Below are 14,599 nucleotides of genomic sequence, written 5' to 3'. Positions count from 1 at the left end.
CGCCGGAATGTTCGCTGTGCGCGGGGCTGTGCGGCCGTCGGGCCCCTGTCGGTCAGAGCCCGCGGAGTGCCCGGGTGAACGCGCCCAGATCGGCCGCCGAGGCGCGGCCGCCCGAGGTGGCGAACCCGTTGACGAGCCTGACCAGCGCCTGGTACGCCTCGGTGTGGTCGTAGGACGTGGCGTCCGCGATCCTCAGCGACCACCGCCAGTACCCGTTCAACGTGTCGGCGAGCGGCATGCGGAAGGTCGCCAGCACGTCCTTGAGGTCCGGCACGGTCGCCGCCAGCCCGTGCCGCCGGACATACGCCTCGACGAGTTCGCTGTAGAAGGCGAAGTGCCGGGCCTCGTCCCTGGCCAGCCGGTGCAGCAGGTCGCGGAGCACCGGCTCCCTGGCGACCGTTCGAAACCGCTGGTAGAACAGCTGGGTGGCCTTCTCCTGCACCAGTGTGTAGGTGAACGCCTGCACCGGGCTCTCGTAGGGCAGGGCGAACTTCTTGCGGCCCTCCTCGGCCAGCTCCCGCATCAGCGTCTCCGGATCGCTGATGCCGGCCTCGATCTGGTACCTGGTCAGCACCGAGGCGTGGCGTTCCTCCTCGTTCGCCCAGGAGATCAGGAACCGGAAGTACTCCCGGTTGAAGCAGAACTCCTCGATGGCCAGATCGGTGCCGGACACCGGGAAGGCGTCGAGGAAGTAGGTCAGGTACCCGGGGATATGGTCCTCGATAAAGGTGATGAACCGGACCACCGACCGGTCGGTGTCGGTCAGTTGCTCGGGCCGCAGCGACGCCCAGGACAGCTCGTCGACCGACCACTGCCGGGACGCGGCACGGCGCACCGCGTTCCGGGTCAGCTCCCGCATCTCCCCCGGTTCGACGGCCGGGGGTAACGGCTCATAACCGGGGTCGGGTCGGGTGTCGTTCACGGTGCCTCCGTCGGGCCCAGCCGGGATCTGCGCGCGCTGAGCGCGTAGTGCTTGGTGGTGTAGCCCCAACCGGCGTTGGCGGTGCGGAGATAGCGGACGAGGGGTTCGCTCATACCGGGGGCGATCAGCTCGACCCGGTCGCGCGCGGCCCGCACGCGCTGTTCCCACTCTTCGATGGTGCGGTGGTAGTGCGCCGTGAGATCTGCAAGCCCGGTGAGGCTGAAGCCGGCCGACTCCACCGCCGCCACCAGGGTGGAGAGCGGCACCATGTCCGCGAAGCCGAAGATCCCCTCGGTGACATGTCGGGTGCCGGGCCGCCGCGAGAACTCCTCGTAGGCCGCCTGGTCCCGGAAGCAGCTCTCCGACAGGTACATCGCTCCGCCGTGCCGCAGCAGCCCGTGGACCTTGCGCAGCACCGCCGTCCGGTTGGGCATGTGGACGATCGAGCCCAGCAGGGTGACCGCGTCGAACCGCCCGGCCGGCTCGACATCGGTGAACGAGCCGCGTTCCACGGTGACCAGGTCGGCCACCCCCGCCTTGGCCGCCTCCGCCCCGATATGGTCGGCCTGCGGGCCCGAGGGGGTGACCCCGGTGACGCGGCAGCCGAACTCCCGGGCCATGAAGAGGATCAGGCTGCCCCAGCCGCAGCCGATGTCCAGCAGCCGCTCGCCGCCGGTGAGGCCGAGGCGGCGGGCCACGAAGTGGAGCTTGTTGGTCTGCGCCTGGTCGAGGTCGGTGTGCTCGTCGGGGTAGAGCCCGGAGCTGTACTTGAGGCGCCGGTCGAGATAGATGCCGAAGAGTTCGGCGGGGAGTTCGTAGTGCTGGTTGGTGGCCTGGTACGCCTCCCGTGGCGTCGGGGCGGTCATGAGCCGGCCGTCTCCTCGCCGAGGTGCTTCTGGACCAACGTGATCAGATCGTCCACCGTCCGGGCGGCGAAGATGGCCTCGTCGTCGAACTCGGCGTCCCAGTGGCGTTCCAGTTTGGACACCACCCGCAGCAGCTTCATCGAGTCGGCGCCCGGCAGTCCCTTGAGAACGTCGGTGAGCGCGATCTCCGAGGGGGAGATCTCCAGCTCGGCGGCGACCAGTTCGGTGGTGACCGCGGCGACCTGCTCGCGGCTGATGGGCTCGCTGGTCATCTCTCTCCTGTGGCGTGGTCGAGTGTTTTGTGATCGAAGTAGTGCCGCACCCGGGCGAAGGCCGCCTCGTCCAGTTCCATCAGGGACCTGGCCTGCTCGGAGCGGATCGGCTGGTAGGTGCCGGTGGCCATGACATGCAGCGCGTCGTCCGCCCCGGTGATCTCGGCCTCGGCGTGCAGCACCCCGTTGCCCCCGCCGCCGATCCGCGCGACGGTCAGATAGGGCTCGCCGACCCTGAGCGGCAGCAGCATCCTGCTGCGCAACGTCACCGAGAACGCGAGCAGTTCGTGGACCAGCGCGATGGTGTCGCCCATCACCTCGTCCAACAGCACGTTCACGATGCCGCCGTGCACGACCCCCGGGTAGGACGCGTAGTTCTCGGTGAACGTGGTCTCGGCCGCGTGGTCCCCGTTCGGCAGCCGTCTCAGGCGCAGGGCGAGCCCGATCGGGTTGCGGGGCGAGCAGCCGAAGCAGTTGAAGGACGGCTCCGCGTGCCAGGGGAGGTCGATCGTCCCGTCGGACGGACGCCGGGCGGTACTCACGCGGAGACCCGGTCGCGCGACGACTCCTCGGCGATGGCCCGCCGCACGTCCGCCATCTTGGTCAGCCGGTGGCCGGTGAGCGTGGAGAAGTACTTGAACAGCTGCTCACAGCATTTGGCCCACTCCCTGCCGTCCTCGTCCACCTCGGCGAAGTAGGCGAACATCTCGTCGATCGTCTCGTGGTCCGCCAGCTCGGGCAGGTTCCCCTTGAACCGGCTGACGGGATGGCGGTACAGGTCGCGGGTGGTGCCCATGTAGATGTACAGGGTCTCCACCACGGAGGCGCGGTCCTCGGGGTGCGCCGCCAGCTCCCGCGCGGTGTAGTGGACGAACTCCCGGGCGTGCCGGGCCTCGTCGCCGCTGGCCTTGTTCAGGATCGCGGCGAGCACCGGCTCCCGCAGGGACCGGGCGACGCACTTGTAGGCATGGGTGGCCAGCACCTCGCAGATGACGTTGGTGGCCAGGGTGGCGGCCCTGCTCACCCCCGGCGGGTACGCCTCGCGCATCGCGGCGATGGTCCGGTGGTCGATGCGGTGGCCGGCGAGCTGGAGCCAGGTCTGGAAGGCGATGTGGTGCTGGATCTCCTGATAGCCCCAGATGGAGGCGAACTGCGAGAAGTCGTAGTCCTCGGCGAACTCGTTGAGCAGGCCGTGGGTCGCGGCGATGACATTGGACTCGCCCACGATGGCGCCCTTGGCGAACACGATGTGCTCGGGCGCCACCAGATCCGGCCTGAACTCGTCCCACGGGATGTGGTGCAGCTCCCAGGTGGCGTGCTGGTAGCCGGCGAACACCCGGGCGCTGTGCATGCGTTCGTCCGCGAGCAGGGGGACCCCGGCGGCCGATTCCGTTCTGCTGTTCACACCCGTTCTCCTTGGTCTTGGCTTCCGGTGCCGGAGAAGACCTGTGCCCCGTCTCCGGCGGTGACGCGCCGCGCGGCCAGGACGCGCTGCCATTTGCCGCTGGTGGTACGGGGAATCCAGCGGGGTTTGACCACATAGACCTGCACCTGGGACAGCTCCAGCTCGGCCGCCACCCGGCTGCGGACCTCCCGGTACACGGCGGCGGGATCGGCCCTGGCCTCCACGATGACGCCGATCCGCTCACCGCCCGAGGCGTCCTGGTCGGCGAAGGCGACACAGCGGCGGCGGTACACGCCGGGTGCGGAACGGGCGACCGTCTCGACGTCGTCGGGGAAGAAGTTCTGGCCGCGCACCACGATCATCTCCTTGCGCCGCCCGGTGACATACAGCTCGCCGTCGAGCTGGAAACCCAGATCGCCGGTGCGCAGCCAGCCGTTGTCGAACGCCGCCCTGGTCGCGTCGGGGTCCCGGTAGTACCCGGTGGTCACCGAGTCGCCGGCGATCTGGATCTCGCCGAGCGCCCCCTCGGCGGCGACCGCGCCGCTCTCGCCGACGATCCGCAGCCGCAGGCCGTGCACCGCGCGGCCCACGGAGACCACCGGTTTGGCCCGGGGCGTGCTCGGGTCCACGGCCCGGGCGACGCCGGTCGAGGCGAGTTCGTCGCGGTCCACCGCGCGCGTCGTCGCCGTGTCGCCCGGGGTGGGGTAGCTGATCGACAGGGTGGCCTCGGCCATGCCGTACACCGGGTACATCACGGAGGGGTCGACGCCGCTGGGTGCCAGGGCCTCGGTGAACCGCCGCACGGTGGCCGCGCCGACCGGCTCGGCGCCGTTGAACGCCAGCCGCCAGCCGGACAGGTCGAGGGCCGCGAGCCGCTCGGGCGCCACATTGTCCAGCAGATGGTCGTAGGCGAAGTTGGGCCCGGTCATCACCGTTCCGCCGTGGGTGGCGAAGTGTTCGAGCACCGCGCCCGGGCGGCGGAGGAAGGAGATCGGGTCGAAGACATGCACATCGGCGCCGTTGAGCCAGTGCGACTGCAGTCCGATGAGCCCCATGTCGTGGAAGGTCGGCACCCACTGGACGAACACGTCGTCCGGGCTGAACGCCCCGGACACCACGCAGGCGCGCAGGCCGGCCATGGTGGTCCGGTGCGGCAGCAGCACGCCCTTGGGCCGGCTGGTGCTCCCCGAGGTGAACTGGACGACGGCCAACGCGTCGGGTTCGACCGTCGGCAGGGTGCCGGCGCTGCCGACGCCGCCGGGCGACGGCGGCGGCACCAAAGTCAACTCGGGTGTCACGGTGGCGAGTTCACGGCCGAGGTCCGCGTAGTCCTGGTCCAGCACGAGATGGCGCATCCCCGCGACATCCGCGATCCGCCCGAGACGGTGCGCGACGGCGCGCACATCGGTGAAACCGGTCCCCACCGGAAGCACGCTGATCGCGGCCCCGGCCCGCCACAGCCCGAAGATCGTGGTGAGGAACCGGGCCGCGGTGGGCACCAGCACGCCCACCACCTCCCCGGGCCGCACGCCCGCGCGTAAGAACTCGTGCGCGGCCGAGGCCGAGGCGAGTTCGAGTTCCGCCGTGGTGATCTCGTCGCCGGCGGTGGGAAATCGCGCACGGGTTTCCGGCGCGGCCTTCGCTATTCGGACCAGGCCGTCCCCCAGCGTTTCTCCGTCCAGAAGCGCGGGTCGCATGCCTCGCTGCATGGTAATTCCCCTCGGTCGTCGGTGAGGCCGGTTCCACCAGGGAGGAGAGAAGGGCCGGCGGCTTTTCGACGGGCTGTCGATCAGGCGGTACGGGCGCACTGGGCTGCGTGGATATCCCGGATCGGAGTTCCGGTAAACACACGGCGGCGCACTCCGCACGGCGTCATTCGCGATACGGCCGGAATGCCGACCGATTCACCTGTCTCTCCCCTCAGGACTCAACCACCGGACCGAGCCGCCGAACTAATCCACCGAACTCGACCACCGGACTCGACCACCGGGCCACACAGGGAAAAGAGTACGCAGCATCCCCGCCCCGACAACCGGAGCGGGCGGGACTCTAGTGGAATTACGGTGCGTTGGTTCCGCACCCGAACCTCGGGAGCCCGTGGTGCGCGGTTGCGGTTGAATGGGCACCGAGGGTCCAGGTGTGCGATGGACGAGGGGACGGGGGCAGCGTGGCTGATCGGGTACTCGCGGGCCGGTACGAACTGGCGTCGCTCGTGGGCCGGGGCGGCATGGGCGAGGTCTGGGCGGGCCACGACCGTGTCATCGGACGCCGCGTCGCCGTCAAGCTCCTCCCGCACCAGCGGGGCGGGGGCGGCGGCGCCCAGCTCTTCTTCCGCGAGGCACGCACCGCCGGCCGGCTCAACCACCGTGGTGTGGTCACCGTCTTCGACATGGGCGAGGACGCCACCGACGGCACCCTCTACCTCGTCATGGAGTTCATCAGCGGGCACGATCTCGCCGCCCTCCTGCGCCGGGACGGTCCGCCGCCCGTCCACCGCGCGGTGGAGTGGGCCGCCGGGACCGCCGCGGCGCTGGCCGCCGCGCATGCCGCCGATGTCGTCCACCGGGACCTCAAGCCCGGCAACCTGATGCTCACCACCGACGACGAGATCAAGGTCCTCGACTTCGGCATCGCCCGCTTCATGGCCGCCACCACCAAGTCCAGCCAGGTCATGGGCACCCTCGCCTATATGCCGCCGGAACGCTTCGCCGAGCACCCGGGGGACGCCCGCTCCGACCTCTACGCGCTGGGCTGTGTCCTCCACGAACTCCTCACCGGGCACACGCCGTTCGAGTCCGGCGGGCCGGTCGCCATGATGACCGCCCACCTCGGCACGCCGCCCACGCCGCCCGGCCGGCACCGTGCCGACATCCCCGCGGCTCTGGACGACCTTGTCCTGCGGCTGCTGGCCAAGGATCCCGCCGACCGTCCCGCCACCGCCGCCGAGGTCCATGACGCCCTGCGCGCGTTCGGCCGCCCCGCGCTCCCGGCCCCCACCGTCGCCGACCCGCCGCGCCGCGCGGCGGACCCCGCCGAACGGCCCGAACCCCCGGCGCCGCACGCCCTGCCCACCCGGACGGCGCTCGCGCCCCCGCCCGCCCCGACGCCCCGACCGCCCAGCCGCCGTCGGGCCCTGTGGCTGGGCGGCGGCGCGGTGGCCGCCGCCGGTGCGGGCGTCGCCGCGCTGCTGCGGTTCGGCGACAGGCCGGGAGACGGCGGGACGGGGCCAGGCGCCGCCGGCACCGGATCCGACTCCCCGGCCGCCGGACCGGGATGGACGACCGCGCTCAACTCCGTGCTGCCCACCGCCCCCTTGATGGTGGAAGGGGTGCTCCATGTCGTGGACCTCGACGGGCTCCACGCCGTGGAGCCGTCCAACGGCGAGAAGTTGGGGACCGCGCCCCTGGAGCAGGCGGGCTCCCTGGCGGCGTCCGGCCCCCGGGTGTTCGTGGGGTGCGCCGACGGGACGGTGTACGGCTTCCGTCGCACCGCGGTGGCCGACTGGCAGTTCGCCTCCGGCTCGGACCGCGGCACGACGGTTCGGGCGCACGAGGGGACGGTGTGTCTGGTCACCGACGGGGTCCTGTACTGCCTGGACGCCGCCACCGGTGACAGGCGGTGGGAGTCCGCGCGGGACTGGCGTGACCACACGATGACGGTGACCGCCGACACCGTCCTTCTCAGCGCCTGGGACGACCAGTTGTACGCGCTCGACCTGGACGACGGCGATACCCGGTGGACGCGTCCCTCGGACGGCTTTCTGTCGGGACCGCCGGCGGTGGACGCGTCCCAGGGGGTTCTCTATCTCGTCGACGGGGGCCGGGTGGTGGCCCTCGGCCTGGACGACGGCGCGGAGCGATGGGCCTCACCGGTCCAGGACGAGGGGACGGAGAGCCCGTCACCGGCCGTGCTGGCCGGCGACACGGTCTATGTCGGCGGCGGCGACCGACTGGTGTACGCGCTGAACGCCGCCGACGGCGAACGGAAGTGGGCCGCAGGCGACCGGCCGGGCACCATCCCGGCCGTCGCCGACGGACGGGTCCTTGTCGCGGACCGCGCGGAGTACTCCCCCACCGTCCTGGCACTGGACGCCGGGGACGGCTCCGAGCTGTGGAACGCCCGCCCCGGCGAACAGGTGGGGTTCACCGTGGACGGCAACCACCCCGTCGTCCACGACGACCTGGTGTATGTGGCCACCGCCACCCACCTGCTCGCCCTCGACACGGCCACCGGCACCTACCCGGCGTAGGTCCGTCAGGGCGCGGGGACGTCCCACAGCCGGATCGTGCTGTCCTCCATGTCGTGACTGGCCAGGCGGGTGCCTTCGTCGTTGAACGCCAGGAAGTCGATGGGCGTCTCCGGGGTGTGGCCCGTCAGTGGCCCGCCCAGGGGTTCCCCGCTCCCGATGTCCCAGAGCAGCACGGTGCCGTCGCCATAGCCGGTCGCCAGCAGGCGGTCGTCGGGACTGACGGCCACGGCCGAGAGGTAGGTGGAGCTCTCGTCCAGGCAGGTGCTGTCGATCCTGCCGACCTCCACGGCCGACACATAGTCCAGCAGGCGCACCCCGCAGTTGGTGTTGCGGTCCCAGAGGGCGATCAGCGTGCGGGCCGGGCCGAGCACGGCGTGCCGGTATCTGTCGTCGGCGCACAGCTTCGCGGCCAGTTCGGGCGAGGTGGGGACGTAGTCGCCGTCACGCGCGTCGACGACATACGACCGTGGCTCGGCGCATCCCACGGCGAGCAGCAGCGGATCGTCGCCGGTCGGCGCGAACGGCGCGGCTTCTTCGAAATCCGGGACTCCGTCCGCGAGCCAGAAGTACTCGAGCAGGTCGTCGCCGGTGCGCAGGTCGAAGACAGCGGCGTACGACCAGAACCCGTCCTCGGTGACGGCCGTCACGAACTCGTCGGGCAGGCGGCCTCCGACATCCACGAACTCGACGCGCCGCGGCGGACCCTTCGTCGGCCGGCCGGTGGCCGCGTCCCACCGGTGCAGCCAGTCCCCGTCCCTGGCCGTCACCAGATCGCCGTCGAAGGCCAGGGAGTCGGCGGAGAAGTCCGTGATGATGGTGGCCGTCGAATCGTCGTCGGGATGCGCCAGAAGCGAGGGGAGCAGCACCGCGAGCGCCACGACGGCCGCCCCCGTCGTGAGGCGTGCGGAGCCGCGCACCCGCCAGGGCGCCTGGAGGGTGAACGCGCCGGGCGGGGGCGCGGCGCCCGAGGGCCGCTCCACCAGGGCCTCCTGCAGCCTGATATGCCGGAACTGGTACTGCCCCCCTGACTGCCGGAGCACGCCGCGCCGGTGGGCGTCGGCCAGGAAGCCCGTGAGCCGCCAGGGCAGTGGCCCGCGCATCGAGGCGACCAGACGCAGCAGCGCGAACCGCGTCCAGGCCCGCGACAGCAGGATGGGCAGCGCCGCGGCGACGCCGGGCAGCAAGGTGTACTGGACGATCAGCAGCCCCGGTGTGGCGTACTCCTCGCCTTCCGGGGAACCGAAGCGCCGCGCTTCGCGGCGCGCCTCCAGCAACACCAGGTCGGTCAGCGCCGGTTCGCCGGCCCAGCCGCTCAACGCCATGCCGACGAGTGACGCCAGTACCCGCACGGTGACCAGCACCGGGAAGGTTCCCAGGCCCACGACCACGGCGGCGGCCAGCGCCCCGACCAGCGCCGAACGGCGGTCCGCGCGCAGCGAGTCGAGCGGATCGGCCCGACCGGCGTGCTCGGGCGGCGCGTTCAGGCTCTCGTGGACGGCGACGCCGCAGCCGACGATGACCATGACGGCCAGTGCGGGCACCACGAACTCCAGGGCGTTCCCCCACGACTTGTGCGAGCCGTCGGACAGGGCGGCCAGCAGCGCCGTCCCGCAGATCGCCGCGGCCGGTACGGCCGCGACCGCGAACCCGGTCGCGAAGCCCCGGCGCAGTCGGGGCAGCGCGCCGCGCCGGGTGAACGACAGTCGGCCCGGTGGGCGGTTGGGCGTGGCGTACCAGACCAGCATGGTGAGGATGGCGAAACACCCGCCGATCAGGGCGCAGCCGATGATCAGATCGATGCCGTCCGCTCCCGAGAGGTTCAGGACGACCGCCGCCACCATCGTGAAGAGCACGCCGAACGCCAGGCCCATGCCAGGTGCCGCCCAGGCGGACAGCAGCCGCCCGCTCATCCGCCACCAGGCGAGGTCGCGTTCCCGGTGCCGATGGAGATACCGGGCAAGGAACGACAGCCGCCGTCTGGCCCGCGCCGCGTCCTGGCCCGGCGCGTCGCCGGGCGGGGCCCAGGGGAAGGCGCCCGGTGCGTAGGCGGCGTCGATGAACCGCTCGGTCAGATAGTCCTCCACGGCCTGCCGGCTGCCGAACCGCTCCTCGTCGGCCAACTCGGCGGACGGCCCGGGGAGTCGTTCGTATCCGGTGCGCGCCATGGAGATCATCAGCGGGGTGGAGAGCGCGGCGGCCAACGGCCCTTCCGGCGCGGCGCGCAGCCGTTCGTACACCGGGGTCCAGTCGGTCTGCTCAGACCAGGAGATGTCGCCCAGATACCGGATGGCGTCCTCGGCGGCGACGGGCGCGATCTCCACCACGGGAGCCCGGCGCAGCACCGGCGAACCGGCCTTGATCACGTCCTCGTACTCGGCGGCCCGGCAGGTCACGACGATGGGGCGTTCCTGGCCGAGCGCGTGGTTGAGCGCGCGCACGGCGCTGCGGCGGGCGGATTCGGGGATCTCGTCGAGCCCGTCGAGGATCGGCAGCAGCAGCCGGTGCCGGAGCAGGGTGCGGGGGATCTCCTCGCGGCCGGCGTAGGAGGACTCGGCGAGCCGGTGCACCAGCCAGTCGTCGAGGGGTTCGGTGATCGGGTCCCAGGAGGAGGCCGACACCAGCACCGGCACCTGGCCGCCGGGCTCGCGGTGTGCCTCGTCCAGCAGGCCCAGGGTGAGCAGCAGCGCCAACACGGTCTTCCCCGCGCCCGGTTCGCCGAGGACGACCAGTCGTCCGCTGGCGATCTGCCGGTACCCGGCGGCGAGCCCTTCGACGGCCTCGTCGAACCGCCCGTCCAGGCGCCCGTCGAGCCGCAGGCGTACCACCCGGCCGCCGATCGGCGCCCCGGCGGCGGCCTCGGGGTCCTGGCCGACCTCGCGCCGGGTGGCGGCCCAGGTCAGCGGCAGCACGCGGGGATCGCGCACCCGGCGGGACTCCGCCTCGGCGAGCCACTGGGCCCTCAGGGTCCGCGCCAGATCGTCGGCGATCTCCCGGGGATCGGGCGGCGGCGGCGGTTCCCCGCGCAGCACGTCGGCCAGGCTGACGACAAGGCCCGCGATCCCCACGAAGAGCCCGACGACGCTGGCCACCGAGTCGCCCTGGCTGATGCCGCTGCGCACCATGAGGGCGGCGAGCCCGAGGGTAACCGCTCCCCCCGCCAGGTAGAGGGCCGTCCGTAATCGCCGCCGCCACCGCGGATCCTTCCAAGCTGACATTGCGTCAGTCTGTCAGACCCGTCCGGGTGATGAGGAGGAATCCTCATCACCCGGACGGGCCCGGCGGGCCGGCCCGGTGACCCGTTTCGGCCTCAGGGGTGGGTGCCCGCCTCGTCTACGACCGCGCGGTCCAGGACGGCGGACGCATAGGTCACCTCGCCGGCGCCGATCGGGGGCAGGTCCTCGTAGTCGATGTCCGTCAGGGCGACGGTGCGGGTGCCGAGCAGTTCAAGCGACTCCTCGTCGAAGATCAACTCCTCGCTGGTGTCGGGGTTGTAGGCGTCGGTCCTGGCGACCGCGACCCCCGGGCGGCCCGTCGCGTCGACCGCGTCGGGCACCAGGGTCACGCCGGGGATGAGCGCGGCGGCGCCGTAGAGCGCGGCGGCCACCTCCGGCGGCACCAGGGCCTCCCTGACCAGATCGCCGATCAGGACAAACGCGTCCTGGTCGGCGTCGTGGTCGGCGTCGCCCTCCTCCTGCCGCGCGTAGAGCCACGCCAGCATGGCCTCGGGATCGGTGGGCAGCGTTTCGAGGAAGCGGTAGCAGGACGAGGTCCCGTCGCTTCCCGGCGCGGGCATCGGGTCGGGTTCGAGCGGGATGTCCTCCTCGTCGCCGCTCAGCCGCAGCAGCCCTTCCGCGGCGCCGTCCACCGCCTTCCAGATCTCGCGTTCCCTGGACTCGTCGCCCAGGTACAGCTCCACGCCTGAGACATACACGTACTGGTCGTCGCGGATGTCACCCGGGGCCTCGGCGGCGGCCCGGTCGGCCACCTGGGTCAGCAGCTGGACCGCCGTCCGGTCGGTCCCCTCGCTGCCCGCCGTGCGGCCGGCCTCGGTCTCCCTGCCACGCTCGGGGTCGTCGGAACCGCCGGGGAGGCCGCCCACCAGCAGGGCGAGCGCGAGCCCGCCGGCCGCCACCGGCACGCCGACCGCCGGCAGCAACCACTTCCGCCGGCCGGCCCGGACGCCATCGGATTCCGGGGTCTGTCGGATCTCGCGCATCAGGTGCTCCTTGAGCTGTCGGTGACGGCCCGGCGGGAGGTCCCGTTCGGGGAGCGACGCGTTGTCGTTCATGGGGTGTCCTTCCGTTGGGTGGGCCAGGCCGCCGTTCGGCGGCCACCTCCTACCTGTCCTTGCCGGCCCGGCGGTTCCCGCCCGGCGGCCACCGGCTCCGCCGCGTTCCGCGCGACGCGCGCCTCGGCCGCCGCCGCGAGCTTGCGGCGCGCGCGGGACAGCCGGGAGCGGACGGTGCCGACCGGGATGCCCAGCGCCTCGGCGGCCGTCGGATAGTCGTGGCCCGCCCACACGCACAGCGCCAACACCTCGCGTTCGGGGCGGCGCAGGGTGTCCAGGGCGAGGCGTACCGTCGCCAGCAGAGCGGCGTCGTCGATCCGGCCCGCCACCTCGTCGGCGAAGTCGCGGACGGCCTCGGGGCGTGGCAGTCGCGACAGCGCCGCCGCGTGGCGGCGGGCGGCGCGCCGGCTGTTGCGCACGACATTGGTCGCGATCCCCAGCAGCCAGGGCCGTAGCGAACCGCCCTCGGCGTCCAACCGCCCGCGCAGCCGCCAGGCTTCGAGAAACGTCAACGACACGGCGTCCTCGGCGGCCCCCCAGTCCCCGGTCAGCCGAAACGCGTGATTGTAGACGGAACGCGCATAGGCGTCGAACAGCTCGGCGAAGGCATCCTCGTCCCCGTCTCGAATCCGGGGCCGCAGTTCTGTCGTCATGTCCCGTGCCCTGTCCGCACCGTGCCCCGGGTTCCCCCGCCGCCCCGTGACCCGTGTCACCTTTCGGGTCGCTCGACGTCGGGTCTCGGGGGCGGCTCAGCCCAAACATGGCCATCAGGGCGGTGAGGTAGGCGTCCAGCCGCTCCGCCACGGCGCGCGCCGTCAGCTCGGTCCTGCCCGCCTGCCGCCAGGGCACCGACATCTCCCGTATCTCCTCCGAGGCCGCCAGAGCGTCCCGCACCAGCCAGTACCGCCGCTCGCTCGGGACCGTGGCCGGCGTTCCGCCGGCCGCCTCGTATGCCTCGGGGAACCGCAGGCCCCAGGCCGGGCCGTGCAGCAGCGCGAGAACGGTGGCACAGTGCGCCACATCGAGATCCGCCGGCCCCCAGGAGGCGCCCGCCCAGTCGACGACGCCGGTGATCCGGGCCGCCGCCGGCGCCCGGGGCGGCACGGCGAAGAGCACATTGCCGGGCTGGAAGTCCCGGTGCAGGAACCGACCGACATAGGGCGGCGCCGGCCCCCGGATCACCTCGATCGCCGCCGCCCATACCGCCGCGTCGGCGCCCTCGGGCGTCACCACGGTGTCGGCGGTCGTCAACGCCTCGTACTCCAGGGGCCGTTCAGCGGGCCGCACCGCGTGGATCGCCACGAGTTGACGGGCCAGCAGCGGGACGCGCGCCTCCAGTCCCGTGTCGTCAAGGACGGTCCGGCCGACCAGACAGGCCATCAGGAGCGACGGGTACTCGCAGTGCGCGGCGGTCGGATCCACCGCGACCAGCTCGGGAGCCGGCACATCGGTCCCCGTGAGCAGGGCCAGGGCGCCGGCCTCCCGGCCCAGCGAGTCCTCGGCGCGCGCCAGGTGGAACGGGTCGACGAAGGACCGCAGCACCAGGTCACGCGTGTGCCCGTCCCGCGTTCCGAGGGTCAGCCTCCGCATCTCGGCGGTGATGCCGCCGTGCAGCGCCTCGATCCGGACGATCCGCCTCGCCGGCCGCCAGATGCCGGTGCACCCAGGCCAGGGTCAACGGGCGGACGGCGGCCGCCTCCTCGTGTTCGATCACCGCGCCACCCCATCACCCGGGCGACGCCCCCGCAAAGCCTTTCAGCGACCCGCGCCCGAGCCGGTCAGTTGAACGCACGCAGCACCATCCGCACAAACCCCATGATTCCTCGCCATATCCACCCCAGTGCCCCCGCCGCCACGGCCAGGTCGGCGGCATCCGTGACCGCCTCCGACCGCCCCTGCCCACCACCGCACCCGGCACAGCTCCGACGCCAACGACGCTTCCGCGCACCACACTTCTCACACTTCGCCATGGCCCCATTCTCCCCGCTGCCCACCGCCGCGACGAAGCGTCACCGCCACGCGCAGTCGGGCGGTGGGGGGCCTGGACAAGCGGGACTGTACTCAGTCGCTTGCCGCGATGTTGATCCCCACGGTGACCTCGTCCAGCTCCGGGATACTCATGGCGGTGCCGACCGTTCCGTCGCGCCATCGCACGGCGGAGCTCCGGACGAAGCCGAGCCTGCGGTTTGTCAAATCCCGGTCGACACCGGGAGCATATCGGGTGCGGAAGACCCGGCGGAGCCCGAGCTGACGCACGAACTCCTCGAACTTCTTGAGCGACAGGTCGATTTCGGCGGAGATGCCGTCCTGCCACCCGTCATCGATCTGCACCGTGTCCCGTCCAGCCGAGATATGCAGGGCGTTCCGGCTCCAGTCGACCTTGATGAACAACTCCGCATGGCATTCGTCATTCTCGTCAAGACCGTAGATGGACACCTCGGCGATCCAGCGCATCTCAAGCCCCCGCAGGATGGCCTCGGTGCACTTCTGCGTCACGCGACTGCGTACCAGGACCCGTTCAACCTGCATCTTGATGAGTTCCGTGCGTGTGTATGTGGCGGTGTGGGTGGAAGTCCTGGTGATGGCCATGACGCTCC

11 protein-coding genes and 1 pseudogene are annotated in these 14,599 nt (G+C 71.9%); 1 reads left to right on the top strand and 11 read right to left on the bottom strand.

Annotated elements, in window-relative coordinates; genetic code table 11:
- Nucleotides 1-52 precede the first annotated feature (52 nt).
- The 6 genes from AOM46_RS17820 to AOM46_RS17795 are packed head-to-tail and all read right to left on the bottom strand — an operon-like array spanning nt 53 to nt 5,162.
- Nucleotides 53-922, bottom strand: coding sequence for an acyl-ACP desaturase (locus tag AOM46_RS17820; RefSeq protein WP_062212990.1), 870 nt, complete (start codon nt 920-922; stop codon nt 53-55).
- On the bottom strand, nt 919-1,788 hold the full coding sequence (locus AOM46_RS17815) for a cyclopropane-fatty-acyl-phospholipid synthase family protein (protein WP_062212986.1): 870 nt from the start codon (nt 1,786-1,788) through the stop codon (nt 919-921). The genes AOM46_RS17820 and AOM46_RS17815 overlap by 4 nt, the downstream gene beginning before the upstream one ends.
- Nucleotides 1,785-2,060, bottom strand: coding sequence for an acyl carrier protein (locus tag AOM46_RS17810; protein WP_062212983.1), 276 nt, complete (start codon nt 2,058-2,060; stop codon nt 1,785-1,787). The genes AOM46_RS17815 and AOM46_RS17810 overlap by 4 nt, the downstream gene beginning before the upstream one ends.
- Complete coding sequence (locus tag AOM46_RS17805) at nt 2,057-2,602, bottom strand: PaaI family thioesterase (RefSeq protein ID WP_062212981.1); 546 nt, start codon at nt 2,600-2,602, stop codon at nt 2,057-2,059. The genes AOM46_RS17810 and AOM46_RS17805 overlap by 4 nt, the downstream gene beginning before the upstream one ends.
- Nucleotides 2,599-3,465: a ferritin-like domain-containing protein gene (locus AOM46_RS17800; protein ID WP_199823995.1), complete on the bottom strand. Its 867-nt coding sequence runs from the start codon at nt 3,463-3,465 to the stop codon at nt 2,599-2,601. Before AOM46_RS17800 ends, AOM46_RS17805 begins: the two co-directional genes overlap by 4 nt.
- Entirely contained in the window at nt 3,462-5,162 is a 1,701-nt protein-coding gene (locus tag AOM46_RS17795) for an AMP-binding protein (protein WP_062212978.1), read from the bottom strand. Before AOM46_RS17795 ends, AOM46_RS17800 begins: the two co-directional genes overlap by 4 nt.
- Nucleotides 5,163-5,632: 470 nt before the next feature.
- Between AOM46_RS17795 and AOM46_RS17790 the strand changes: the two genes are divergently transcribed.
- Nucleotides 5,633-7,714, top strand: a complete 2,082-nt coding sequence (locus AOM46_RS17790; protein WP_062212976.1) for a serine/threonine-protein kinase — start codon at nt 5,633-5,635, stop codon at nt 7,712-7,714.
- A 5-nt stretch (nt 7,715-7,719) separates the two neighbouring features.
- On the opposite strand, the gene AOM46_RS17785 is transcribed toward AOM46_RS17790, so the two are convergent.
- From AOM46_RS17785 to AOM46_RS17770, 5 genes and pseudogenes are all read right to left on the bottom strand, one after another.
- On the bottom strand, nt 7,720-10,929 hold the full coding sequence (locus AOM46_RS17785) for an NACHT domain-containing protein (RefSeq protein ID WP_158920469.1): 3,210 nt from the start codon (nt 10,927-10,929) through the stop codon (nt 7,720-7,722).
- 92 nt (nt 10,930-11,021) lie between these two features.
- On the bottom strand, nt 11,022-12,002 hold the full coding sequence (locus tag AOM46_RS34625; protein ID WP_062212970.1) for a CU044_5270 family protein: 981 nt from the start codon (nt 12,000-12,002) through the stop codon (nt 11,022-11,024).
- Complete coding sequence (locus AOM46_RS17775) at nt 11,999-12,655, bottom strand: RNA polymerase sigma factor (protein ID WP_062212966.1); 657 nt, start codon at nt 12,653-12,655, stop codon at nt 11,999-12,001. The genes AOM46_RS34625 and AOM46_RS17775 overlap by 4 nt, the downstream gene beginning before the upstream one ends.
- Before the next feature lie 100 nt (nt 12,656-12,755).
- Nucleotides 12,756-13,716 (bottom strand): annotated as a pseudogene (locus AOM46_RS32080) (phosphotransferase family protein); the annotation flags it as partial.
- A gap of 347 nt (nt 13,717-14,063) precedes the next feature.
- On the bottom strand, nt 14,064-14,591 hold the full coding sequence (locus AOM46_RS17770; protein WP_062212963.1) for a hypothetical protein: 528 nt from the start codon (nt 14,589-14,591) through the stop codon (nt 14,064-14,066).
- Nucleotides 14,592-14,599: the final 8 nt, after the last annotated feature.

This window comes from Streptomyces sp. NBRC 109706 (assembly GCF_000974485.1).
Taxonomy (GTDB): Bacteria; Actinomycetota; Actinomycetes; order Streptomycetales; family Streptomycetaceae; genus Streptomyces.
The sequence above is the reverse complement of the archived record's forward strand: the minus strand, read 5'-3'. Positions and strand labels throughout refer to the sequence as shown.

Excerpts from the sequence above, each read along its gene's own strand:
- AOM46_RS34625 (WP_062212970.1), bottom strand. The coding sequence starts at position 12,002 with ATGAACGACAACGCGTCGCTCCCCGAACGGGACCTCCCGCCGGGCCGT.
- AOM46_RS17775 (WP_062212966.1), bottom strand. The coding sequence starts at position 12,655 with ATGACGACAGAACTGCGGCCCCGGATTCGAGACGGGGACGAGGATGCC.
- AOM46_RS17785 (WP_158920469.1), bottom strand. The coding sequence starts at position 10,929 with ATGTCAGCTTGGAAGGATCCGCGGTGGCGGCGGCGATTACGGACGGCC.
- AOM46_RS17815 (WP_062212986.1), bottom strand. The coding sequence starts at position 1,788 with ATGACCGCCCCGACGCCACGGGAGGCGTACCAGGCCACCAACCAGCAC.
- AOM46_RS17810 (WP_062212983.1), bottom strand. The coding sequence starts at position 2,060 with ATGACCAGCGAGCCCATCAGCCGCGAGCAGGTCGCCGCGGTCACCACC.
- AOM46_RS17770 (WP_062212963.1), bottom strand. The coding sequence starts at position 14,591 with ATGGCCATCACCAGGACTTCCACCCACACCGCCACATACACACGCACG.
- AOM46_RS17795 (WP_062212978.1), bottom strand. The coding sequence starts at position 5,162 with ATGCGACCCGCGCTTCTGGACGGAGAAACGCTGGGGGACGGCCTGGTC.